Genomic DNA, 20,942 nt, shown 5'->3' with positions numbered 1-20,942 from the left:
TCAATTTACTCAGACACGCCGCGCAGAGTGCGTGTCAGGTCGACGATCCCCACCAGCCACAAGCCAACAAGCACCAGGTCAATCGTCATGACAGGCAGCTCCACAGACCTTCGAACTGAAGATTCCTTCCGATGGTCTGAGCCAGCATCGTGCCAATCAGCTCAGCGTCTCGCTCCTTCCTGTCGTCGAAGTGGTGACGAGCCAAGATCCGTTTGACGATGTCCGGGTCGATGGAAAACAAGCCAGAGAGATCCTCGGGCTGATGCCCCAGAAGGAGGTGGCCAAGCTCATGACCAATGATCCCGACCCGACGGCGACCAGATACGCCGGATGGTAGCTGGATGACATCACATGATCCGGACTGCACCAGAAGACCGGAAGGGCCCTGCTGTCCTAGGTATGAGACCTCTTGGAGACAGATGGGTCGCCCTGTGGCAGCGCTCGTCGCTTTGATGGCCTCGTCCACTGATGGCGCTCATCGAAATTCCCCAGAGTTGCTCATCGGAATTCCTCAGGTCGCGTGGTCAGGTTAGCGCAGGTTCGTGCCGGTCGTGACGCGGCGGAGTTCGTCTGCGGCGGTGGCGTGGTGGCGGAGCCGGTAAGAGGCTCCATCGAGGGTGATCACGACGGATCGGTGCAAGAGCCGGTCGAGCATGGCTGCGGCGACGGTGGTGTCGCCGAGGATCTCGCCCCAGGCTCCGACCGGCCGGTTCGTGGTGATCACGATGGAGGTCTTCAGGTAGCGCTGGTTGATGACCTGGAACAAGGCTGAGGCGGCCTCGCCGGGTAGTGGCAGGTAGCCAAGCTCGTCGATGATGAGCAGGGTCGGACCGGCGAAGAAACGCATCATCGTCGACCACTTGCCTTCGATCGCGGCGCGGTGGCAGCGGGCGGCGAGTTCGGCGGCGGAGGTGAAGTAGACGCGGTAGCCGGCGGTGACGGCGGCGTGGCCGAGGCCGGTGGCGATGTGGGTCTTCCCGACGCCGGGCGGGCCGATCAGGAGCACGTTGGTGGCGGTGTCGATGAACCGGCAGGTGCCGAGCTCGGCCAGCAGCGACCGGTCGATGCCGGATGCGGCGTCGTGATCGAAGTCGTCCAGGGTCTGCCCGGTGGGGAGGTTCGCGAAGCGGAACCGGCCAGCCAAGCGGCGGGCGTCGGTGGCGGTGACCTCGACTCGCAGTAGGTGCTCGAGGGCCTGCGTCAGGGTCCATCCTTCGGCTTGCGCCTGGTCGAGGACGGCGGGGAGGGCGTCCGCGGCGTCGGCGAGTTTCAGGTCGGTGAGGTGGCCGCGCAGTTGTTGATAGACGCTCGCTGCCGTCGTGGTGGCTGTGGTTGTGGTCATCGGAGGGTGTTCCTGTTCTTCGCGGCCTGCTCGTAAGCGGCCAGGCTGATCACGGTCGAAGGCTGCGCTGCAGCGCTGGTGAGGGCTGCGGCAGCGCGCAGCGCGGCGCTGCCGGGTGGGATGCGTTCTTTGCGGCGGTGCGGGCGTCCTGGTGTCGCTGACGCCATCGCGATGGCCTCCAGTGCGGTGACATGGCCGCTGTCGCGGATCGTGACGCCGAGGCCGGGTTCGGCAACCTGGTGGCGGGCGACGACCGTCCCCGATGCGGTGGCGATGTCGATGATGTCCGCGCCGAGCCGCTGCCGGACCTCGACTTTCGCGGCGGCGAGTTCGGGCGGGACGGAGTAGCGATTCCCGCGCCAGTCGATCAGCGCTTGCCGGGTCGCGGTGCGCTCCTCTGTGATGATCACAGGGAACACAACCGCAGGTAGCGGTCTGAGCCGCTCGTTCACGAACAGGGCGGACGCTGTCGTCGTCCCGAGCTCGCCCTCACGCCGCCGGTCGTCCTGCCCTGCGGCGAACGTGTTCAGGCTGGCCTGCGCTTGCTCGAGGGTGAGGTCGTCGGGCAAGGTCCGCCACTAGCGCCCAGCGGCGGTGTGATTGTTCTTCTCGACCACGCCCTTCCTGTTCCCCGACCTCGGCCGGCAGACCACCGCGGTGACGCCGTGGTGCTTCGCGAACGCGGCGAACTGCGGGACCAGGTCGCCGGTGCGGTGGTCCAGGACCGTCCGCATCCGGTCGAACCGCCAGGTCTTCGTGAGCCCGCCCAGCAGGGCGAGCAGGGTCGTCATCGCGGCGAGCAGGTGCGGGGTGTCCATCGACGGGGAGATCACGCCCCGCCAGACACCCGAGTGCGCGAGCGACCCGACCAGGACATACGCGGTCTTGCGTCCGAACCCCCAATGCGCGGGCGGTTCGGGCATCTCGACCCAGTCGAACTGGGTCTCCTCCCCGGGCGGGTGCTCGATGACCGCGTTTGCGCGTTTGGTGACGTGCGCGCACGCGGTGCACGCCGGACGCAGCCCGCGGGCACGAATCTGCCGCGTCAGCGTCGGATACGACCCCTCGTAACCGAGCGGTCGCAGCTCGTCGAGCAGCGTCACCGCCCACAGGTGCGGGTCCTCGGTCAGTCTCGCGGTGGCGTAGTCGACGAACTCGTCGAACGAGTCCGGGATGGTGCGCTCACGCATCCCGGGCTGGCGTGCACCGTTCAGATACGCGCGGATGGTCTTGCGGTCATGGTTAGTGCGGCGGGCGATCTCGCTGATCGTCATCCCCTGCCGTTTCAGAGCGTGGATGTCCACGCTGCTCCTCTCTGAGAGCATGAGAACAGGGCCTTCCTCGGGCTGGTGTGTGGTCAGAGACCACCAGCATCGAGGAAGGCCCGCCTCATGCGGCGGAGCGACCCAGAGTGGGGAATTTCGATGAGCAGAACCGAGGAATTTCAGTGAGCGCCGTCACCACTGACCTGACATCACGAAGAACCGTCGAAAACACGTGTCGAGCGTTCATCGGACTCTCCCCCCGCTTGTCGATGATCACAAGCTGGTGAGTCACTCTACGACGTCATCGTCGGTCGTCTGAGTCACGGCGCAGAGCCCTGACGGCTTCCATCACCAGGTCGGGGTTCAGACCCTCACCGCGGGCTGCGATGCCCTCGATCTTCACTCCGGACTCGCGGAGCTGTTGCAGCGCCAGGAACTGCTTCTGAATCTGATGGGCGCGGAGATCGTTGAAGAAGTAGTCAACGTCGACCCCGAAAACCTGTGCTAGAGCGCCCACGAGACGGGCTGACGGGTTCGTCCGGCGGCCCGTTCTGAGATGGGCGATATTGGAGTAAGTGGCTTCCACTCCCCTGGCCAAACACTCCTCTGCGATGAGTTCGTTGGTCCACTTTTCACCAGACGGCGGGGGCACCATAGCCACGAGGAAGTTGAGACGGGACCGGAACGAGGTTGCCCAGCTGTCTTCCTCCAAACCGCCGTGTTCGCTCACGTGACCTCACACCACCTTGCGGACCGACCCGGCGCCGGAGTGACCGCAGATGCAGTACCGCGCAGCGGGTCAGTGGGTGCAGATGAGCAGTCGGAGGGAGTGGGGTTCGAGCGTGATGACGTCGCGGGGTCCGTATCGCGGCGCTGAAGCCGGGATGGCCCCGGCTGCGACGGTGATGCCGGTCGTGTGGTCGGCGGTGTCGAGGTAGTCCGTCCAGGTGGTGCCGTACTCGATCCCGGGCACGGTGAACGACAACGGCGCGGGTGTGGGGTTGACCATGAGGAGAAAGGAATCGTCGCGCACGGGCCGACCGCGGCGGTCTGGTTCGGGGATGCCCTCGCCGTTGAGGAAGACGGTCAGAGCGCGGGCGTGCCCGGCGGTCCACTCATGGTCGCTCATCAGCTCACCGGCAGGCGTGAGCCAGGCGATGTCTTCAAGGTTGGTGCCGCGCACGGGGCGGCCTTGAAAGAACCGGCGCCGGCGAAACACCGGGTGCTCGCGGCGCAGGCGAATGAGCCGGCCGGTGAACTCGGTCAGCTCGCTGAACTGCGCGGCGCGACCCCAGTCGACCCAGGACAGCTCGTTGTCCTGGCAGTAGGCGTTGTTGTTGCCGTCCTGGGTACGGCCCAGCTCGTCACCGGCCAATAGCATCGGCACCCCTTGGGACAGCAACAGCGTGGCGAGCAGGTTGCGCTTCTGCCGCTCGCGCAACGCCAGGACGGCCGCGTCATCGGTGGGGCCTTCGACCCCGCAGTTCCACGAGCGGTTGTCATTGGTCCCGTCGGCGTTGTTCTCCCCGTTGGCCTCGTTGTGCTTGGTGTTGTAGGAGACCAGGTCCTGGAGGGTGAAGCCGTCGTGGGCGGTGATGAAGTTGATCGAGGCGTACGGGCGCCGGCCGCTGGACTCATACAGGTCGGAGGAGCCGGTGAGCCGGGAGGCGAACTCCCCGATGGTCCCGGGAGTGCCGCGCCAGAAGTCGCGGACGGTGTCGCGGTAGCGGCCGTTCCACTCGGTCCACAGGGGCGGGAAGTTACCGACCTGGTAACCGCCGGCGCCGATGTCCCACGGTTCGGCGATGAGCTTGCGCTGGGAAACCACGGGGTCTTGCTGGACCAGGTCGAAGAACGCGGCGAGGCGGTCGACGTCGTGGAACTCCCGGGCCAAGGCGGCGGCCAGATCAAAGCGGAACCCGTCGACGTGCATCTCAATCGCCCAGTAGCGCAGCGAGTCCATGATCAGCTGCAGCGCGTGCGGATGACGCACGTTGAGGGTGTTGCCGGTGCCCGTGTAGTCCACGTAGTAAAACGGGTCGGCGGCGAGGCGGTAGTAGGCCGGGTTGTCGATGCCGCGGAAGGACAGGGTCGGGCCCAGGTGGTTGCCCTCGGCGGTGTGGTTGTAGACCACGTCAAGGATGACCTCGATGCCCGCCTCGTGCAGGGTACGGACCATCGCCTTGAACTCGGCCACCTGCTGCCCGCGTGTGCCCTGGGCGGCGTAGCGGTGGTGCGGGGCGAAGAACCCGATGGTGTTGTATCCCCAGTAGTTCGACAGCCCACGTTGGACGAGGTGGTGGTCGTTGACGAACTCGTGCACGGGCATGAGCTCCACCGCGGTGACACCCAGGCGTTGCAGGTGCTCCACCACGGCCGGGTGGGCCAGGCCGGCGTAGGTGCCGCGCAGCTCCGGCGGCAGCTCCGGATGGCCGATCGTTAGGCCACGCACGTGGGTCTCGTAGACGACCGACTCGTGATACGGGATGCGCAGCGGACGATCACCGTGCCAGTCGAAGTACGGGTTGACCACCACACACCGGGTCTGGTGGGCCGCAGAGTCGGCGTCGCTGCGCTCCCACGGCCGGCCGAAGCGGTAGCCGAACAGTGACTCGTCCCAGTCCACCGGCCCCTCGACCGCTTTGGCGTAGGGGTCCAGCAGCAGCTTCGCGGAGTTGGACCGCTGACCGCGGGCCGGGTCGTATGGGCCGTGGACCCGGTAGCCGTAGCGCTGCCTCGGGCCCACGCTCGGCAGGAAGGCATGCCAGATGAACCCGTCGACCTCGGCCAGCTCCACCCGTGTCTCGGCACCGGCGTCATCGAACAGGCACAGCTCCACCCGCTCGGCGAGTTCGGAGAACAGGGCGAAGTTCGTCCCCGTGCCGTCATAGGTCGCCCCCAACGGGTACGGTGTGCCCGGCCAGACTTCCACGAACACCTCCTGTCATTCTTCCTGCCCTGGTGGCAGACGGGGTGCCGCCGAAGCCCGGGGCACCACTATATACCGGCGGGCCCGGTGGCGTCATGTCGGTTGCGCGACCCACGTGGGCGCGCACAACACCGACCCACAATGAGGGCATCTGACCCTCCGGTGCGGAGTCGTGGACGGCGAGGAGGAGTCCGCCGCCGTGGTGGACCAGACGCTCCCATACGATCGGGTGCGGGCCGGTGAACAAGCCAGAGACGAGCAGCGTGGGCTCCTCGCGGGGCCCGGACCGTTCGATGGGGACCCACCGGCGAGCCGTCAGGTCCGCGGTGATGCCCTCCAGCACCGGCACCGCGCCCATCCCTGGTTCCCACCGCACCAAGCCGAGCTGCTCGAGTGCCTCGCCGCGCCAGTCAGCGGCCTCACTGAGCGCTACCGCCAGACCGGGCAGGCCGAGCTCTCTGCCGTTCAGCCGTCGCCCCGTCACGACACCGGCGCCCCGCCCGTGCTGCGGCGGTGAGAAAGCGACGCCGCTTCCACGGACGCCGGGCTCACCGAAGGCGAAGGCCGCGCCCGACCTGCAAGGCTTGGCGACTCATCCTCGGCGGCAGGCCAGTTGTCACCGGTGTGGTTCTCGTGGCCGATCGCCCGCCAGAGCCACGCCTCAACGAGCGGGGCCAGGAGCAGCATGCTGACGAGGCAGACGGCCAAGATGAGCACCACGACCAGCCCGCCCAGGTCCGGCACCGCTCACTCCGTCGCGCACTCGGCGCACACCGCCGGCTCGCTGCCCACGGTGCTGACCAGCTGGCTGTGGTGGTGAACCAGGAAGCACCGGGTGCAGGTGAACTCGTCCTTCTGTTTCGGGACGACTTGGACGGTGAGTTCCTCACCGGACAGATCGGCCCCAGGAAGCTCAAATGTCTCCGCGAGGAGCAGGTCCTCGTCATCATCGATCGTGGCCACGCTCGGCTCACGCCCCGGCATCTCCGCCACCGGCGTCTCGGTCAGGTCCTCATCCGTCTCGCGCGGCGCGTCATAGTCTCTGGCCATCCCCTACCGCCCCTTCTGAATGCCCTTTCTACAACCCCTCTATGCATCCCAAACCGATTGTCCCATCGAGTGGAATCAAGTGCGGTATCAACGCATAGCGCGACGACATCCGAGACCGCCGCAATAGATAGCAAGGACTTCCGGACGCCCAGCAGCTGATCGGCGCACGAAGTCAATCACCGGCGGCCATAGCGGTTTAAGCCCTGATCCACCGTTCTTGGGATGGGTGGGTCGAGTGATTGCGTGGGAGGTCTGGTGGAAGGGTGTCGGGGTGGTGTGGGCGCGAGTGAGTCTCCGACCTCTCGTGTCGGCTTGTCCTGGGGTTCCTCGGGTTGGGCCCGGTGGGGCTGTGTGGGTGGGTGGTCAGGCCGCGATGGGTGGGCCAGCACCGGTGGCCCACAAGGTGGTGAGCTCGTCCTGCCAGGGCCAGTGGGTGGGGTAGTGCAGGATTCGACGCCTGGAGTGGTGGGCGGTGCGGACTGGCACCATGACCAGGCGCTGGCGGATGGTGGGCATGCGGGCGGTGTTCATGCCCGCGGCGTGGGCTGCGGCCCGGGAGATGTTGAAGGCGAGTACCGCCAGCTGCAGCCAGGCGGCGTTGGCGGTGAAGCGGCCTGAGGGCAGGTGGGCCAAGGCATTGCCCTTCAGCTCCGCCATGACTTGTTCGATGAGGGCATGGCCTCGGTGACGCTCATCAGCTTGGAGCATCGACAGGTCAGAGTTGGTGATGAAGGGGTGGTAGCGGTAGGTGTCGAAGAGTTCCCCCTGGCCCGCGTGAGCCTTGGGGTTCAGCCGCTTGACGCGTCGCACGATCAGGCGGCACGTCACCTGTTCCTTCTTGGGATGGGAGGTGAAGGCGGTTGAGAAGGGACTTCAGCGACCTCAGCGTCACTGATCCACTCTCCGGTGTCTTCTTCGAAGATGGCGTCGGGGTAGTGGATGCCCACCCAGGCGTCTTCCGTGATCCCACTGATGGCTCGGGTCACGGTCTGCCACTGGGGGATGGTCACGGAGAACCAGCATCCAGCGTCTTGGAAGGCGTGGACGAAGGTGCAGGTGCAAAACGCGCTGTCGGCCCGCCCCATGATCTGAACACCTGGGCGGACCTTCTTGGCCAGGGTGAGGGCTCTCGTGGCATGCCAGGCGGCATGATCCCCCGACTTCACGTTGCCGCGACGCAGTTGGGCGCCTGCGATCACGGGCGCAGAGTGGTCGGTGCTGATGGTGGCGACCAGCGCGTTGAGGCCCTTGACGTGGTTGTAGCCATACGCCACGGCCTGCTTGGAGTACCCGTGCACCTCGCGGATCGTATCGTCGAGGTCGACCATGACCAGGGGATCGCTGCCGAAGAGGGTGGGGACCAGGGGAGCCAAGTTGGTCAGGAGCTGGCGGTTGACGGCTCCCAGCTGGAGGGTGTGACCGTGGGTGTAGGACCGCAGGTGCGTCCCCAACGTGGTGGGGGCACGCACCGCCCCCACCACCTTTGCCGACCCACCCGAACGGAGGATGTCCATGCCGTCAATGTCATCAGCACCGGCCAGCATGCCCGCCACCAGCGCGCGGACCTTCACGGGCGCGTTGGGGGATGCCACCGTGAGGCGCGCCTTCAGCAGACCTGTGAAGCCTGCCCGCTGGGCCAGTCCCATCACCGCGGGCAGGCCGCCTGCAGCCACGAGATGATCCTCATCGAAGACGGGCGTGAAACGGCGGGTGGGAGTGTGAGACGATTGCACCTCGAAGATGCCCCCTCGACTGCGTCCAATGGTTTGTCTACCAACACCCATTGTCCCAGATCAGAAGGGGCATCTTCCCTGTTCCCACACCCAAAACCCACCCCCACAACGGTGGATCAAGGCTCAGGTGAGGAGGCGACGACGGTAGCCCTCGGCAACGGCGGAGGCCCGGTCGCGGACGCCGAGCTTGTCGTAGATGTGCTGCAGGTGGGTCTTGATGCTCGCCTCGCCGATGAACAGCGCCGCAGCCGCCTCCCGGTTGGAGTTGCCGTTCGCGACCAGTTGCAGCACCTCCTTCTCCCGGTCGGTCAGCGTGCCGGCACCGGGCCTGCGCACCTGTCCCATGAGGTGCTGGGTCACCGAGGGCGCGAGCACCGACTCCCCGCGCGCAGCCGCGCGCACTGCCCGCATCAACTCCTCGGGCAGCGCGTCCTTGAGGAGGTAGCCGGTGGCTCCCGCCTCGATCGCCGGCAGCACGTCGCTCTCGCTGTCGAAGGTCGTGAGGACCAGGACCCGCACGTCCGGGAGGTGTTCGCGCAGGGCGGCGGTCGCGGAGACACCGTCCATCCCGGGCATGCGCAGGTCCATGAGCACCACGTCCGCTGCCATCGCCTCGGCACGGGCAATGCCCTCGGCGCCGTCGGCCGCCTCTCCCACCACGACGATGTCCTCGGCATCCGCGAAGGTGTCGCGCAGCCCACCCCTGACGACCGGGTGGTCGTCGACGATCACCAGTCGGATCATTGCCCGCTCCCTTCCGTGACCCGTGCGCTCCCGGGGGCGATCTCGGGAACGCGCGTACTGACGGAGGTCCCCTCACCCGGTGCGCTCTGCACCTCCACGTGACCGCCGACGCCCCTGATGCGTTGGCGCATGCTCGTCAGGCCGAAGCCGGTGCCGTCCTCGTCGGCGAACCCGCGTCCGTCATCGCGCACGTCCAGCAGCACCTCGCTGCCCGCGTACGACAGCGTGACGCCCACGCGCGAGGCGTCGGCGTGCTTCGCGACGTTCGTCAGTGACTCCTGGACGACCCGGAAGAGCGACACCTCGATCGCGGGGCTCAACGGCACCCGGGTGCCGGTGACCTCCAGGTGGGCGTTCGTCCCGTGGTCCGTGGACCACCCCTCGGTCAGGGTGCGCAGTGCCTCGGGCAGGTGGGCCCGTCCCAGTTCCTCGGGTGCGAGTGCACGCACGGACCGCCGGGCCTCGCTCAGGCTGCTGCGTGCGAGGCGGAGCGCCCGCCCGACGTGCTCCTCCGCCTCTCCCTGCACGACTGGGGAACGCTGCGCTGCCTGGAGCTGGGTGATGATCCCTGCGAGGCCCTGGGCCAGGGTGTCGTGGATCTCCCGGGCCAGTCGCTGGCGTTCGTCCTGCGCCCCGGACTCGCGGGCCTGGGTGACCAGTTGTGCGTGGAGCCCGGCGTTCTCGTGCAGCGCCGCCTCAAGTCTCTCGACGAGTTGCTCCCGCTTGCGTTCCTCGGGCCTGCTGCGCGCCGTGAGCACGATGCCCACCCCGATCGCTGCGGTCTGCACGGCGGGCGACGATGAGGACGAACTCCGTGAGCACCTGGGCGTTCGGGTCGCTCCACACCCGCATCGCCGAGCCGTTGAGGGCCACGGACGTGGCCAGCACGCCCAGCACTCCCACCGGCCAGGGTGAGAGCAGGTAGGCGTGGAAGAATCCCGCGACCGTGAGGATGACGAAGATGTCGGACAGCGACATGAGCGCGAGGCACAGTGCCAGCAGGCCGACGAAGTAGATGGCCGCCGACACGGGCCGGAGGGTCCCCCTCCTCAGGGGGAGTGTCTGCCCGAACAGCATCCACAGCGCCGCAACGGCGACCAGGGCGAGGACGGATACGCCGGTGGGCCAGAACGCGTCACCGGAGTTCGGCAGCTCCCAGGAGAAGTAGATCGCCGTCGAGATCGTCAGCAGCACCCACGGCGTCACCAGTTGCAGCAGGTCCCAGACCCGCAGCTGCTCCGCCTTCCAGGCCAGCCGCGAGCGGTTCACGGCCTGCGCCTCCTCCGCGATGTCGGACCCGGGCGTCCGGGAGTCCGGGGAGTCCCCGTCCCTGGCGTCCCGCATCATCGTCACCTACTCCCAGCGGAAGAGCTTCGCCGCGATGGCGCTCGCCACCACTGCAATACCCGCCATTATGGCAATCTGGAGCCAGAACGGCTGCCCGCCGGCGGTGGCGGTGATCTCGCCCGCCTCGACCGACCACGCCGCGGTGAGGGCCTGCAGACCGGGAGGGATGAACTCCCCGACCTCACGCAGGAGGTCGGGCATGAGGACGCGGGGCAGGAAGGCCCCGCCGAAGAACATCAGTGCCACGAACAACAGCGTGCCGACTTGGGTCGCGGCACCACTGGTGCGCACGAGGGCCGCGGGGACCATGCTCACCGCGAGCACCGCCGCGTAGCCCACGACGAAGGCGACGAGGAACTCCAGGGGTCGCTCGGGTGGGGCGATGCCCAGCACCGCCCACGCTGCGAGGACCATGAGTGCCGCGGAGACGAGCACCGACGCGAATGCGACGATCATCTGCGCGACCAGGACGTTGCGCGGGTGCACCGGGGTGGTCGACAACCTGCGCAGGATGCCGCGTTCGCGGTACGTCGCGATCACCGCCGGAACGTGCTGAACGGCGATCAGGACCATCCCGAAGACCAGTGCGGTCGGCGCCCAGATGTCGATGGCCCGCAGCCCGCCGGTGTCCGGTGAGGACTCCCGCAGCGCCGGGATGGAACCCAGTCCCAGCAGGAGGGTGGTCGGGAAGAGGACACCGAAGGTGAGGGTCGTGGGGTCCCGGAGGAACAGCTTCGTCTCGACCTTGATCATGTTCATCAGAGCGGACATGGTTCAGACCTCCTCGTGGTGGGGTTGCGGGGACTCGGGGCCCGGCCCGTGAAGGCCAGGAAGGCGTCGTCGAGGCTGCGCTGGTCGACGCGGAGTTCCTCCGCCACGACCTCCGCCCTCGCGAGGGCTCCCGCGACGCTGCCCAGGAGCTGCCCGCTGCCGGTGACCTGCCAACGCTCCCCGGCGACCTCGACCCCGGTCACCTCGGGAAGGTCCGTCAGGATCCTCCTGTCCAGCGGCTGGGTGAGCCGGAAGCGGACCTGTTGCACAGCGCTCGCCTGCTCGACCAGCCCCGCCGGTGTGTCGACGGCCGCCACCCGGCCACGGTCGATGACGGCGATGCGGTCACAGAGACGCTCCGCCTCGTCCATGAAGTGCGTGACGAGGAGGATGGTGACCCCTGCGTCGCGGACCCGTTCGATGAGGCTCCACGTCTCGCGCCTGGCCTGGGGGTCGAGTCCCGTCGTGAGCTCGTCGAGGATCGCCATCCGGGGGTTGCCGACGAGGGCGAGTGCGATGGACAGACGCTGCTTCTGGCCTCCCGAGAGGGCCTTGTACCGTGTGCCGCGTTTGTCGCTGAGCCCCAGGACCTCCATGAGTTCACGCCAGTCGGCGGGATCCCGGTAGAAGGAGCTGTGGAGCTCGAGGGCCTCCTCGACCTTGATCGCGTCGGGGAAGCTGCTCTCCTGCAGCTGCACGCCGAGTCGCTCGCGCACCTCGGCGCGGTCCTTGATCGGGTCGAGTCCCAGCACGGAGATCGTTCCCGAGTCGGGGGTGCGCAGCCCGGAGATGCACTCCACGGTCGTGGTCTTCCCTGCGCCGTTGGGTCCGATGACACCGAAGATCTCCCCGTCCCCGACGGTGAAGGAGACATCCTCGACGGCCACGCGCTGCCCGTAGCGCTTGTGCAGTTCTCGTACTTCCAGTGCGGTCATGCTGCGACGCTACGGGGCGCCACTGCCCGCCACATCGACCGTCACGCCCGCGCTCCGGTTGATTCCGGCATCCACCATTCGGTGGATGGTGGGCGCCCCGGTGCCGGAGCGCGTGCCCTGCGGGCACCGTCGAGGGCCCACTCCGGTAGCGTGGAGGGGGAGCGACATCGACGTCGACCGCTTGGAGGAGCCGATGCCCCCGACCACGCCCAGCGCAGCAGGTCCGCGCCCCCGTGCGCGTGGGACGCCCGGGCCATCCCGCACCCCGTCCCCGACGCCGTCCGGGCGCGGGCACGGCGCCCCTCCCACTGCGCGGGGACAGCAGCACCTCCGGTCCGCCTGCCCGTGAGGACCTGCGGGTCACGGCTGTCCCTCCCCGGCAGCGCCGGGAACTCCCGGCCCCGCCCTCGTCCGCGTGACCGGAGCACTGGCAGCGGCTGCNCGACCAGGTCCTCGTCGCCGCCGCCCACGCCCTGCACCCCGAGGCATCCTGAGCGGATACCCTCAGGAGAGTCCTCGCGGATCCGCGGCACCGGACCCTCCGCCCGATCCGTCGACCCAGCGAGGACGCGGCCCCGCCACCACCGGACGCGGGGAACCGGGAACCAAGACCACGGGAAGAGGAACCGACATGCGCATCACCCTCAGGGGCACCGACGAACTGGGCGCGCCCCCCGAGCGGGGAGCGGTCCGACTCCGCCTCGAGCACGAGGGCACCGACCGCTCCCGGGTCCTGGAGGACACCCGCAGGCTCGCCCTCGACCTCCAGGAGGACGTCCGCGTCCTCAGTGTCCCCGGTGGCCCGGTGACCGACTTCCACACCGATGCGCTCGCGGTCCACTCCTGGGTCCCCACCGACCGGGACGGCAAGCCGCAGGACCGCGTCCACACGGCGAGCATCCCGGCGCGCGTGGAGTTCTCCGACTTCGAGGAGCTCTCCCGGTCGAGCTTCACCTGGTCGTCCCGGGAGGGAGTGGTCGTCGAGGGCGTGGAGTGGGACCTCACGGACACCACCCGCAGGGACCTGGAGGAACGGACCCTGGCCGGAGCACTCGGGGATGCCAGACGGCGCGCACGGGTGCTGGCCGCCGCAGCCGGGGCCGGCGACGTGCAGGTGGTCGAGGTCGCCGACCGGGGGATGCTGGGCGGGGGTGGGGACTCCGGCGGACCCACTTCGGTGGGCATTGCGGGGGCCCGGATGCTCGGCGCCCCCGGTGGGGACGAGGGACTGAGGATCGAGCCGCGGGACGTGGTCGTGCGCGCGGAGGTGGACGTGGTCCTGGAGGCGTGACCTGTGGGTCGCCAGTGCTGCCGGGGCGGAGCCGGTGGTGACCGTGCCCCGGGAACTGTGCGCCGGGAACCGCGGTACCACGCGGGAGAATGGTCGGGGCGGCGGGATTTGAACCCACGACATCTTGCTCCCAAAGCAAGCGCGCTACCAAGCTGCGCCACGCCCCGATGCCGCCCGGGGGCGACCCGTCGATGATACGTTCCCACCCGCCCGACGGTCACATCGGGCCCGGCGGCCGTGGGTGCGGCCGCTCACGTGACTGCCCGCGGACGAGGGCGGCGCCGCCCTCGTCACCGCTGGTGGAGCCCAGCGCGACGGGCCGGGGCGGTGCGCGGGCGGAGTTCGCATCGACGGGCCCGGCACGCTACCATTCCCCTGTCGCCCCGTGAGGGACGGCGAGACGCGGGCGTAGCTCAATGGTAGAGCCTCTGCCTTCCAAGCAGATCACGCGGGTTCGATTCCCGTCGCCCGCTCCGCACGGCCCGGGCCCGGCGTTCCGACGAAGAGTGGACGCCGGGCCTTCGGCTTCCGGACGCACCGTCGTCCGCGATTTGGCCACTCATGCAGCCACCCGCACCATCCACGTGCCCACGCTCCCATCCACCCTCGCGGCATGGATGACGAGACGGTGACCCTGCACCGGTCAGAGGGTCCCGTCACCCGGGCTGCGGGCGCCACCACCGTGGACAGTTGTCCCTCACCCCACGCGCACCGAGTCCAGGTGCCCGGGGACGCTCGCCTCGATCCCCAACTCCGCAGTGATGCGCCCGGCCAGGGCGCGGGCCGAGTCCGGTTCCCCGTGTACGCAGAAGATGCGTCGGGGGCGTGGGCGCAGGGCCGCCAACCAGTCCAGGGTGTCGGAGCCGTCGGCGTGGACGGAGAACTCCTCATCCCGCACCACCTCGGCGACCACGGCGACATGGGCCCCGTGCATCTTCAACTGTGTGGCCCCGTCGGCCAGGGACCGCCCTCGTGTGCCCACCGCCTGGTAGCCGGTGAGCACCACGGTGTGGCGGGCGTCGGGGAGCATGTGCTCCAGGTGGTGGAGGACGCGCCCACCCGTGGCCATGCCCGAGGCGGAGATGATCAGGCAGGGCCGGTGGGGGCGGTTGAGCTGCTTGGACTCCTCGACAGTGTGGACCTCGCGCAGGTCCAGGGCGGGCAGTCGCAGCCCGCGCAGCTCGGGGCGCAGTTCCGCGGCGGCACCGGGGGACTGGTAGATGCGCAGGCTGGCCAGCGCCATGGGGGAGTCCACGAAGATCGGCAGGGCAGGGATGCGACCCGCCTCCTGCATCTCGGCCAGTGCCGCCAGCACCACCTCCGTGCGGTCCACGGCGAAGGCGGGCACCAGCACGGAGCCACCACGCCCGACCGTGCGTCGGATGGCGTCGGCGAAGACCTCGTGGCGCTCCGCACCCGGATCGGGGTGCTCCCGGTCCCCGTACGTCGACTCCACCAGGACCACGCCCGCGCCTTCGGGTACCTCCCGGGGCCTGAGCACGGGGTGCGTGGCACGTCCGATGTCCCCGGAGAAGAGCACCGGGCCGCGGGGAGCACGCACCCGGATGCTGGCCGAGCCCAGGATGTGCCCGGCATGGGTCCAGCGCGCCGAGACCCCGCCCCCCAGGTCGATGTCCGTGTCGAAGGGGACCTCACGGAAGAGGGGGAGCGTGCGCTCGACGTCGCCGATGCGGTAGAGGGGCTCGGGGTTGCGGTGGCGCGAGTACCCGTGCGAGCGGGCGTCATCGGCGTCGCGCTCCTGCAGGAAGGCGGAGTCCCGCAACACGATCGCGCACAGGGCGATCGTGTTGCGTGTGGCCCAGATGGTGCCCGTGAAGCCGTGGCGCACCAGGCGGGGCAGGTAGCCGCAGTGGTCCAGGTGGGCGTGGGTGACCAGGACGTCGGAGATCGACGAGGGCGCGACGGGGAAGTCGGCCCAGTTCAGGCGCCGCAGGCGCTTCTCACCCTGGAACAGGCCGGAGTCCACCAGGATGCGACGCTCGGAGGGCTCGCCGGCGTCCAGGGTCAGCAGGAACTTCGAGCCGGTCACCGTGGAGGCGGCCCCGAGGAAGGTCAGCGTCGTCGATCCCATGACTCCACTGTGCCTGCTCGCGGCTCGTGGCGTGGGGGAACGGGCAGGGAGTCCGCAGTGGTGCTCGGGGGCCCGGTCGGGGTGGGGCCGCCCTCGTCGGCGCGTGCTCTTGACCACACGCAACCCCGGTCGGCACTGGTGGGCAGGGGCGCCGGGAGACATCCCCAGACCCCTGACGTAGGATTGGGTGGTTGTCATGCGCCCGGAATCGGCGCCCCGGAACAGAAGACGTTGGAGTGCACACACGTGAAGAGCACCGTTGAGAACCTCGAGCCCACCAAGGTGCGCCTGACCGTGGAGGTCGGGTACGAGGAACTGAAGCCGCAGATGGACAAGGCGTACAAGGACATCGCCTCCCAGGTCCAGGTCCCCGGCTTCCGCAAGGGTCATGTCCCCCCGCGGATCATCGACCAGCGCTTCGGTCGCGCCGCCGTCATCGAGCAGGCCGTCAACGAGGTGCTGCCCCGGATTTACTCCCAGGCCGTCTCCGAGAACGAGCTGCGCCCCATGGCCCAGCCCGAGGTCGAGGTCACCGAGATCCCGAACACCGAGGGTGAGCAGGGCGGTCAGATGGTCTTCACCGCCGAGGTCGACGTCGTCCCCGCCTTCGAGCTCCCCGAGCTCGACGAGACCACCGTGGTCGAGGTCGATCCCACCACCGTCACCGACGAGGACGTGCAGGCCGAGCTCGACGAGCTGCGTGGACGTTTCGCCTCCCTGAAGTCCGTCAAGCGCCAGGCCAAGACCGGCGACTTCGTCACCCTGGACCTCACGGCCACGGTCGACGGCGAGGCCGTCGACTCCGTCTCCGACGTCTCCTACGAGATCGGGTCGGGCACGATGCTGGAGGGTCAGGACAAGGCCCTGCGCGGCACCCATGCCGGTGACGAGGTCACCTTCACCTCCAAGCTCAAGGGCGGTGACCACGCCGGCGAGGAGGCCGAGGTCAAGCTGGTCGTCAAGGCCGTCAAGGCCCGCGAGCTGCCCGAGGCGGACGACGACTTCGCCCAGATGGTCTCCGAGTTCGACACCGTCGAAGAGCTGCTGGCGGACCTGCGTGAGCAGGCCGGACAGACCAACCGCTCGGAGCAGGCGCTGCAGGCCCGCGACCGTCTCCTCGACCAGATCCTGGAGGGCACCGAGATCCTCCTGCCCGAGTCGGTCGTCGAGCACGAGGTCGGCCACCGCGTCCAGGAGGACGCCTCCGCCAAGGAGAAGAAGGCCGCCCGCGCCGAGGTCGAGAAGGACCTGCGTCAGGAGCTGCTCTCCGAGACCCTCGCCCAGAAGCTCGAGGTCCAGGTCTCCCAGCAGGAGCTCATCGACTACATGCTGCAGATGGCCCAGACCTACAACATGGACGTCAACCAGCTGTTCCAGGACTCCTCCCAGGTCCAGACGATGGTCGCCCAGCTCGCCCGCACCAAGGCCCTCATCGAGGCGCTGCGCAAGGTGAGCGTCAAGGACACCGAGGGCAATGACGTGGACCTGTCCGCGTTCTTCGGTGATGCCGATGCCGCCGAGGAGGCCGAGGAGGAGGCCGGCGAGGGCACGTCCGAGTCCCCCGTCGACGCCACCGAGGTCGCGACCGAGGAGGAGACCGAGGAGTTCGCCGACCACACCGGTGAGGACGACTACTCCGACGACGACGAGGACACCGTCGCCAAGGAAGGCGAGTGACGCACACGCGCCACTGATCCGACACCGAGGGGGCCCGCATCGGCAACGATGCGGGCCCCCTTCGTCGAAGTCCGCTCTGTTCGACCCGTGAGGTCCGCTCAGTTTGGACCTCGAAGACGATATGGGGGTGGGGGTGGTCTGAGGTTGGGTCTTGTGGCCTGGGGCCTTCCCTGTGCAACGTGGTTCAGTGCCCTGGTTGGGGTGCAGTGCCACGGTTTCGTGGATCGCCCTCGCCCGTGGGTGGGGGTGCCGACATGCGATTCAGGGGAGGCCCCAGGTGTTGTCAGATGCTACGTGTATTGGGTTGGATGTTCACGCTCGCAGTGTTCGAGCAGCAGCGATTGATCCCCTCTCGGGTGTGATCCGGGAGGCTGCGTTGGGGGGTGGGGACGGGGAGGTCCTCGACTTCATTGCGCGTGTGGGTGACGCCCGGGGGGTGCGGGTGGCCTATGAGGCCGGGCCGACCGGTTTCCACCTGGCACGGACCCTGGAGGGGGAGGGCATTGAGTGTGTGGTGGCGGCCCCCTCGAAACTGTTGCGTGCCAGTGGAGACCGCATCAAGACGGACCGTCGTGATGCCCTCCACCTGGCCCAGATGCTCGCGGCGGGCCAAGTGGTGGGAGTGCGTGTCCCCACCGTGGAGGAGGAGTCCGCCCGGGACCTGGTGCGTGCTCGTGATGACGTGCGCCGTGAACTCATGGCCGCTCGTCATCGTCTCTCCAAGCTGCTCCTGCGTCGGGGTTTCCTCTATGAGGGCAAGACCACGTGGGGTGTGGCTCACCGGGCGTGGCTGGGCACGATCCGCCGGGAGGGACTGGCTGGGGCGGGGTGGGCGACCTTGCAGACCTTTGATGAGTCCTGGGAGACGGTCTGTGCTCTGGAGGCCAGGAGGGGGCGCCTCGATGAGGGCATCGCCCGCCTGGCTGAGGAGTCCTCCTTCGCTGAGGGGGTGAAGCGACTGTCCTGCCTGCGCGGCATCTCCACCCTCACAGCGGTGGGCCTGGCTGTGGAGGTGGGTGACTGGCAGCGTTTCACCCCCACCAGCATCGGCTCCTACCTGGGGTTGGTCCCCAGTGAGCACTCCTCGGGGTCCACCCGCCACCAAGGCGGCCTCACCCGCACCGGGAACGCGCATGCGCGCAGGCTCCTGGTGGAGGCCGCCTGGCACCACCTGCCCACCTACCATCCATCTGCCACCTTGCAGGCACGCTGGGACAAGGCCCCCCGAGCAGTCGCAGACCACGCCGGGCGCGGCAACCGTCGACTCCACAAGCGATGGCTGGGATTCAAGGCCCGCAAGAAGACTCCCACGGTCGCCAACTGCGCCATCGCGCGTGAACTGGCCGGATGGTGTCAGGTGCTGGTCACCATGGACGCCTGAGCCCCACAGTCTCGTCGAGGCCGGCCCCTGAGGGAGTGGGGCAGTGTGTCGGAGAGGGAAACCACCGATGCGGACATGGGCACCCACCCGGGCACGCCCGTCTCGAAGACCGCAGTGAACCCCTCTTCCGCCGGAACACCGTCATGCGGCACCAACCCGCGAATATCAGAGTGACCACACCGTCCACCAACGGACACACCCCACCCCCACAAGGCCCCACCCCGACGACCGAGGCGCCGCCCCACAACCAGTGCCGGGCGGCGCCTCACCATGCCCACTTGACAGCACACACCCCCATATCAGTCCGCTCTGTTCAGTCACTGAGGTCCGCTCTCGTGCCCCCGGCAGCGATGGACCCGGGGGTGTCGCGGTCGCGCGTGNGCGGGGGAGGGCCCCGACCCCACGACGCTCGGCTCCGGAGCTTCCACCGCACAGCCCGAGGTCCCCGCCACGCTCCTGCCGCCACCCGCACTGCCCACGGGTGAGGACGCAGCACTGCCGACGCTCCTCGACACACGCCACTCCACCCGGGAGTTCACGGACACCGCGCTGACCCTGGAGGAGGTCTCCACCCTGCTGTGGGCCGGGTACGGCGTGCAGTCCGATGGCGGGCGCACCGTGCCCTCCGCAGGTGCCCTGTACCCCCTGGACCTCCACCTCGTCACCGGTGCCGTCGACGGGCTGCCGGCTGGCGTCCACCTCCACCGCCCCGACGCGCACTCCCTGGAGAAGCTGGTCCAGGGGGACGTGCGCGCCGAGCTGGCGGCCGCCGCCCTGGACCAGGAGTCCGTGGCCCGTGCACCCGCGGTCCTTGTCGTGGTCGCCACCCCCGATCGCCTGCGCGAACGCTACGGGGACCGCTCGGAGCGCTTCGCCCTGCTGGAGGCCGGGCACGTCGGGCAGAACCTGGCGCTCGCGGCTCAGTCCCTCGGGTTGGGCCTGGTGACCATCGGCTCCTTCGACGACCGGGCCGTGGCGGAGCTCCTCGACCTGGGCGAGGGGCAGCAGGTCCACTACCTCGTCCCCGTCGGCCACCCCCGGTGAGTCCACGGCCGGCGGTCCCGGGTGAGTCCCCGTCGGCCACCACGGGTGAGTCCACGGCGGGCCCGTCCCCGGTGAGTCCACCGCTGGCCCGTTCCCGGTGAGTCCACGGCTGGCCCGTCCCCGGTGAGTCCACGGCTGGCCGAGGTGGCCCCGCCGGAGGAGGATCGGGGCATGGACGACGACTCCTCCGGCATCCCGATGCCTGCCCGCCGCGACCCCGCCCCCCGGGACGTGGGCGGAGTGGGGGAGGAGGGCCGGACCCCGGGTGCCCCGCACTCCACCAGCCCGCGCCTCGTGTTCGAGCTCTACAGTTCCACCTTCTGCGGGGCATGCCTGCACACGCGCAGCGTGCTCTCCCGCGCCCTCGGCCTCGTCCCCGGGTCCGAGCTGCACGAGTACGACGTCGCACTCGACCCCGACCGTGCGCGCGACAACGGGATCACCTCCACACCGAGCGTCATCGTGCGTGACAGCGGGGGAGTCGAGGTGCAGCGTGCCAGCGGTGTGCCCACCCTCGACCAGGTCCTCGTCGCCGCCGCCCACGCCCTGCACCCCGAGGCATCCTGAGCGGATACCCTCAGGAGAGTCCTCGCGGATCCGCGGCACCGGACCCTCCGCCCGATCCGTCGACCCAGCGAGGACGCGGCCCCGCCACCACCGGACGCGGGGAACCGGGAACCAAGACCACGGGAAGAGGAACCGACATGCGCATCACCCTCAGGGGCACCGACGAACTGGGCGCGCCCCCCGAGCGGGGAGCGGTCCGACTCCGCCTCGAGCACGAGGGCACCGACCGCTCCCGGGTCCTGGAGGACACCCGCAGGCTCGCCCTCGACCTCCAGGAGGACGTCCGCGTCCTCAGTGTCCCCGGTGGCCCGGTGACCGACTTCCACACCGATGCGCTCGCGGTCCACTCCTGGGTCCCCACCGACCGGGACGGCAAGCCGCAGGACCGCGTCCACACGGCGAGCATCCCGGCGCGCGTGGAGTTCTCCGACTTCGAGGAGCTCTCCCGGTCGAGCTTCACCTGGTCGTCCCGGGAGGGAGTGGTCGTCGAGGGCGTGGAGTGGGACCTCACGGACACCACCCGCAGGGACCTGGAGGAACGGACCCTGGCCGGAGCACTCGGGGATGCCAGACGGCGCGCACGGGTGCTGGCCGCCGCAGCCGGGGCCGGCGACGTGCAGGTGGTCGAGGTCGCCGACCGGGGGATGCTGGGCGGGGGTGGGGACTCCGGCGGACCCACTTCGGTGGGCATTGCGGGGGCCCGGATGCTCGGCGCCCCCGGTGGGGACGAGGGACTGAGGATCGAGCCGCGGGACGTGGTCGTGCGCGCGGAGG

Annotated in this window: 21 protein-coding genes and 2 tRNA genes; 7 read left to right on the top strand and 16 right to left on the bottom strand. The window is 69.1% G+C overall.

Going from position 1 to position 20,942, the window contains the following annotated elements:
* Positions 1 to 85: 85 nt before the first annotated feature.
* The 14 genes from BQ9890_RS15250 to BQ9890_RS06515 form a co-directional block, all read right to left on the bottom strand.
* Positions 86 to 466 carry a hypothetical protein gene (locus tag BQ9890_RS15250; protein ID WP_143226262.1) on the bottom strand — a complete coding sequence of 127 codons (381 nt, stop codon included), beginning with the start codon at positions 464 to 466 and terminating at the stop codon, positions 86 to 88.
* Positions 467 to 529: 63 nt separating this feature from the next.
* Positions 530 to 1,342 (bottom strand): IS21-like element helper ATPase IstB, encoded by an 813-nt coding sequence (gene istB / locus BQ9890_RS06570; protein WP_075890256.1) that lies wholly within the window; start codon positions 1,340 to 1,342, stop codon positions 530 to 532.
* Positions 1,339 to 1,911 carry a Mu transposase domain-containing protein gene (locus BQ9890_RS16255; protein ID WP_230297853.1) on the bottom strand — a complete coding sequence of 191 codons (573 nt, stop codon included), beginning with the start codon at positions 1,909 to 1,911 and terminating at the stop codon, positions 1,339 to 1,341. The genes istB and BQ9890_RS16255 overlap by 4 nt, the downstream gene beginning before the upstream one ends.
* A 9-nt stretch (positions 1,912 to 1,920) precedes the next feature.
* Positions 1,921 to 2,646: a hypothetical protein gene (locus tag BQ9890_RS16250; RefSeq protein WP_230297852.1), complete on the bottom strand. Its 726-nt coding sequence runs from the start codon at positions 2,644 to 2,646 to the stop codon at positions 1,921 to 1,923.
* A 262-nt stretch (positions 2,647 to 2,908) separates the two neighbouring features.
* Positions 2,909 to 3,337: a helix-turn-helix domain-containing protein gene (locus BQ9890_RS06560; RefSeq protein ID WP_075890255.1), complete on the bottom strand. Its 429-nt coding sequence runs from the start codon at positions 3,335 to 3,337 to the stop codon at positions 2,909 to 2,911.
* A 69-nt stretch (positions 3,338 to 3,406) separates the two neighbouring features.
* A complete protein-coding gene (glgX, locus tag BQ9890_RS06555; protein ID WP_075892848.1) occupies positions 3,407 to 5,539 on the bottom strand; it encodes a glycogen debranching protein GlgX in 2,133 nt (710 codons plus the stop codon).
* A gap of 744 nt (positions 5,540 to 6,283) precedes the next feature.
* Complete coding sequence (locus BQ9890_RS06540) at positions 6,284 to 6,586, bottom strand: DUF4193 domain-containing protein (RefSeq protein ID WP_013162095.1); 303 nt, start codon at positions 6,584 to 6,586, stop codon at positions 6,284 to 6,286.
* A 363-nt stretch (positions 6,587 to 6,949) separates the two neighbouring features.
* Positions 6,950 to 7,414 (bottom strand): transposase, encoded by a 465-nt coding sequence (locus tag BQ9890_RS16245; protein ID WP_230297851.1) that lies wholly within the window; start codon positions 7,412 to 7,414, stop codon positions 6,950 to 6,952.
* Positions 7,411 to 8,370, bottom strand: a complete 960-nt coding sequence (locus BQ9890_RS16240) for a transposase (protein ID WP_268258644.1) — start codon at positions 8,368 to 8,370, stop codon at positions 7,411 to 7,413. The genes BQ9890_RS16245 and BQ9890_RS16240 overlap by 4 nt, the downstream gene beginning before the upstream one ends.
* Positions 8,371 to 8,442: 72 nt before the next feature.
* A complete protein-coding gene (locus BQ9890_RS06530; RefSeq protein WP_075889292.1) occupies positions 8,443 to 9,063 on the bottom strand; it encodes a response regulator in 621 nt (206 codons plus the stop codon).
* Complete coding sequence (locus tag BQ9890_RS16235) at positions 9,060 to 9,851, bottom strand: sensor histidine kinase (RefSeq protein WP_230297792.1); 792 nt, start codon at positions 9,849 to 9,851, stop codon at positions 9,060 to 9,062. The genes BQ9890_RS06530 and BQ9890_RS16235 overlap by 4 nt, the downstream gene beginning before the upstream one ends.
* Positions 9,760 to 10,410 (bottom strand): hypothetical protein, encoded by a 651-nt coding sequence (locus BQ9890_RS16230; RefSeq protein ID WP_230297849.1) that lies wholly within the window; start codon positions 10,408 to 10,410, stop codon positions 9,760 to 9,762. Before BQ9890_RS16230 ends, BQ9890_RS16235 begins: the two co-directional genes overlap by 92 nt.
* A gap of 6 nt (positions 10,411 to 10,416) precedes the next feature.
* On the bottom strand, positions 10,417 to 11,181 hold the full coding sequence (locus BQ9890_RS06520) for an ABC transporter permease (RefSeq protein ID WP_075890251.1): 765 nt from the start codon (positions 11,179 to 11,181) through the stop codon (positions 10,417 to 10,419).
* Entirely contained in the window at positions 11,169 to 12,116 is a 948-nt protein-coding gene (locus BQ9890_RS06515) for an ABC transporter ATP-binding protein (RefSeq protein ID WP_075890249.1), read from the bottom strand. Before BQ9890_RS06515 ends, BQ9890_RS06520 begins: the two co-directional genes overlap by 13 nt.
* A 631-nt stretch (positions 12,117 to 12,747) precedes the next feature.
* Between BQ9890_RS06515 and BQ9890_RS06510 the strand changes: the two genes are divergently transcribed.
* On the top strand, positions 12,748 to 13,407 hold the full coding sequence (locus tag BQ9890_RS06510; protein WP_075890247.1) for an SIMPL domain-containing protein: 660 nt from the start codon (positions 12,748 to 12,750) through the stop codon (positions 13,405 to 13,407).
* A gap of 90 nt (positions 13,408 to 13,497) precedes the next feature.
* On the opposite strand, the gene BQ9890_RS06505 is transcribed toward BQ9890_RS06510, so the two are convergent.
* Positions 13,498 to 13,574, bottom strand: a tRNA-Pro gene (locus tag BQ9890_RS06505).
* 235 nt (positions 13,575 to 13,809) lie between these two features.
* On the opposite strand from BQ9890_RS06505, the gene BQ9890_RS06500 reads away from it, so the two are divergent.
* A tRNA-Gly gene (locus BQ9890_RS06500) sits at positions 13,810 to 13,880 on the top strand.
* A 224-nt stretch (positions 13,881 to 14,104) separates the two neighbouring features.
* Here BQ9890_RS06500 and BQ9890_RS06495 read toward each other — a convergent pair.
* Positions 14,105 to 15,499, bottom strand: a complete 1,395-nt coding sequence (locus BQ9890_RS06495) for an MBL fold metallo-hydrolase RNA specificity domain-containing protein (protein ID WP_075890245.1) — start codon at positions 15,497 to 15,499, stop codon at positions 14,105 to 14,107.
* A gap of 246 nt (positions 15,500 to 15,745) precedes the next feature.
* On the opposite strand from BQ9890_RS06495, the gene tig reads away from it, so the two are divergent.
* The 5 genes from tig to BQ9890_RS06470 all read left to right on the top strand — a co-directional run.
* The gene (tig, locus tag BQ9890_RS06490; protein WP_078062279.1) at positions 15,746 to 17,176 is read left to right on the top strand and encodes a trigger factor; all 1,431 of its coding nucleotides are present in this window, start codon (positions 15,746 to 15,748) and stop codon (positions 17,174 to 17,176) included.
* A gap of 172 nt (positions 17,177 to 17,348) precedes the next feature.
* Positions 17,349 to 18,557: an IS110 family RNA-guided transposase gene (locus tag BQ9890_RS06485; protein WP_326844909.1), complete on the top strand. Its 1,209-nt coding sequence runs from the start codon at positions 17,349 to 17,351 to the stop codon at positions 18,555 to 18,557.
* 456 nt (positions 18,558 to 19,013) lie between these two features.
* Positions 19,014 to 19,601, top strand: coding sequence for a SagB/ThcOx family dehydrogenase (locus BQ9890_RS06480; protein WP_075890243.1), 588 nt, complete (start codon positions 19,014 to 19,016; stop codon positions 19,599 to 19,601).
* Positions 19,602 to 19,772: 171 nt separating this feature from the next.
* On the top strand, positions 19,773 to 20,168 hold the full coding sequence (locus BQ9890_RS06475) for a thioredoxin domain-containing protein (RefSeq protein ID WP_230297848.1): 396 nt from the start codon (positions 19,773 to 19,775) through the stop codon (positions 20,166 to 20,168).
* A 137-nt stretch (positions 20,169 to 20,305) separates the two neighbouring features.
* Positions 20,306 to 20,942: SIMPL domain-containing protein (locus BQ9890_RS06470; RefSeq protein WP_075890241.1), on the top strand; the 637-nt coding region annotated here is incomplete at its 3' end.

It is taken from the genome of Actinomyces provencensis, from assembly GCF_900155435.1.
GTDB lineage: Bacteria > Actinomycetota > Actinomycetes > Actinomycetales > Actinomycetaceae > Pauljensenia > Pauljensenia provencensis.
This window is presented reverse-complemented; position numbering and strand designations above follow the sequence as displayed.